The sequence below is a fragment of the Lederbergia ruris genome, from assembly GCF_018332955.1.
Lineage (GTDB): Bacteria > Bacillota > Bacilli > Bacillales > Bacillaceae_C > Lederbergia > Lederbergia ruris.
This window is the reverse complement of sequence record NZ_BORB01000087.1, coordinates 1-1,779: the sequence shown is the minus strand read 5'-3', so window position 1 is coordinate 1,779 and position 1,779 is coordinate 1. Positions and strand designations below refer to the sequence as shown.

General features: G+C 37.5%; 1 protein-coding gene. It reads right to left on the bottom strand.

Features of this window, described 5'->3' with window-relative positions:
• Positions 1 to 82: 82 nt before the first annotated feature.
• Positions 83 to 1,779 (bottom strand): IS1634 family transposase (locus tag KI363_RS21485; protein ID WP_212967601.1); only part of this gene is annotated, 1,697 nt, incomplete at its 5' end.

Here is a 1,779-nt window from a genome sequence, read left to right as displayed (position 1 = left end):
TCTCATCTTTGACACCTAAAACCGCCTCAAGTGCTGTAAAATCAACACTTTTGGCGGTTTTTTTAGAGCCTAAAACTGCGTACTATTTTCCTTTTTTGGTTTGTTTTAAAATTTTTTTCATGTTTTTTTGGGTTACTATTTCGAAGTCAGTCCTAAAGCCAAATGCATCATGCAATGCATCCGTAATTTCTGTTCGAGTAAATGCTGGTATGTATCCTTCACCATCTAACTCACGCATGTTCATATTCCTCAATGTACTGACTAGTTCAGGGCAAGTAAAACGTTCATCTACCTTTTTTTCCAAAATACGATACATCAATAGGGACAGAAAGCATGTCAGAAAATGTGCTTTTATGCGGGATTCCCTTTGTAAATAAACAGGTCGAGTCCGGAATTCACTTTTTAATATCCGGAATGTCTCTTCAATTTCCCATCTCCCCTGGTTAATTTTGATCACTTCCTCAATGGGAGATTCCAGATTGGTACATACCGCATAAAACCCATCATACATCGATTCCTTCACTATTTGTTCTTGATTTAAAACCACTTGGGTTTTATCTGCAATCTCCCCATCATCCGTCACATGGGTGGATTTTATGAACCTTTTCGGATCATTTTGATGCGGTTTATTCAAAGAGCCGGGCTTCTCTATTTTTTTGATCGCTCGCTCAATTTGTTTCTCCCGAATGGATGATTGATATCGTTCATAAACAGGTGAATAGGTGACAATTAACTTTTGTTCCAAATCATTTTCTTTTATCCATCGCTCTTTATAGTAGGTTCTTTTGTCATTTTCGAGCTGACGGATATCATCCAAGTTTATTTTTTTATTACTCCCAGGTATTCGCCATCCTTCTGGATCTAAAGCCCACTCCTTAAGAAATTTCTTTAGTTTTTTAATCGATTGTGTGGTCACGAATGCGCGTTCTCCATAGGTGTTGTATATCCGGTTATCATTCGAAGAAAGGCCAGCGTCCGTGCATACAACAAACTTGGAAAGATTAAAGTCTTTTAAAATGCGTTTTTCCAAGGGCTTCAATGTTGGTTGTTCATTGGCACTCCCAGGGTTCATACTGAAAGCGAGTGGGAGGCCGGATCCATCCATAAATAATCCCATTTGAACGATTGGATTCGGGCGATTTTCTTTCGAAACGCCATATTCCCTCAGGCTATCTTCTTCTTCAATCTCAAAGAAAAAATTAGTGCAGTCATAATAAAGAACCTGTGTGTTCCGCCCGACGACATTCAAGCTATTTTTATAAACTTTTTCCTCAATAAAATCTGATTGTTCTTCGAGGACGTTGAGGGCTCGATATATTTGATGTGGCTGAAAATGTGCGGGTTCTAGTAAATCTTTCGCGTGTTCAAATGTGCCCTTTTTAGAAGTGGGATGCAGAACGCGCAAATAGAGAAGACGCGTGAGAATCTCGTTGAGATCATACTCAAATTCATATTTTTGTGAGATCTCCTGACAAACTTTATCCAGTTTCAGCTCGTGATAAATAGATTGTAAAAAAAGATAACCAGTATTGAAGAGCGTTTGTTTACCTCGCTCAATTTGCTTGCCGGGATTGTATTTCGCAATGATTTTGTGATTATTTTCTTTTTCTTCTAGTGTTAATTTTTTGGCATATTCTTTTGCCCAGGTATAGGGATCAATGCCAGGATGTTTTTTTAAAATTTCTTCGTGATTTCCCAAGGATTCAACAACTTTGGTTGTTCTTTTATTGTTTCGATAAATATCCTTAATCACAAAATAAGATGTAGAATTTTTAGAAC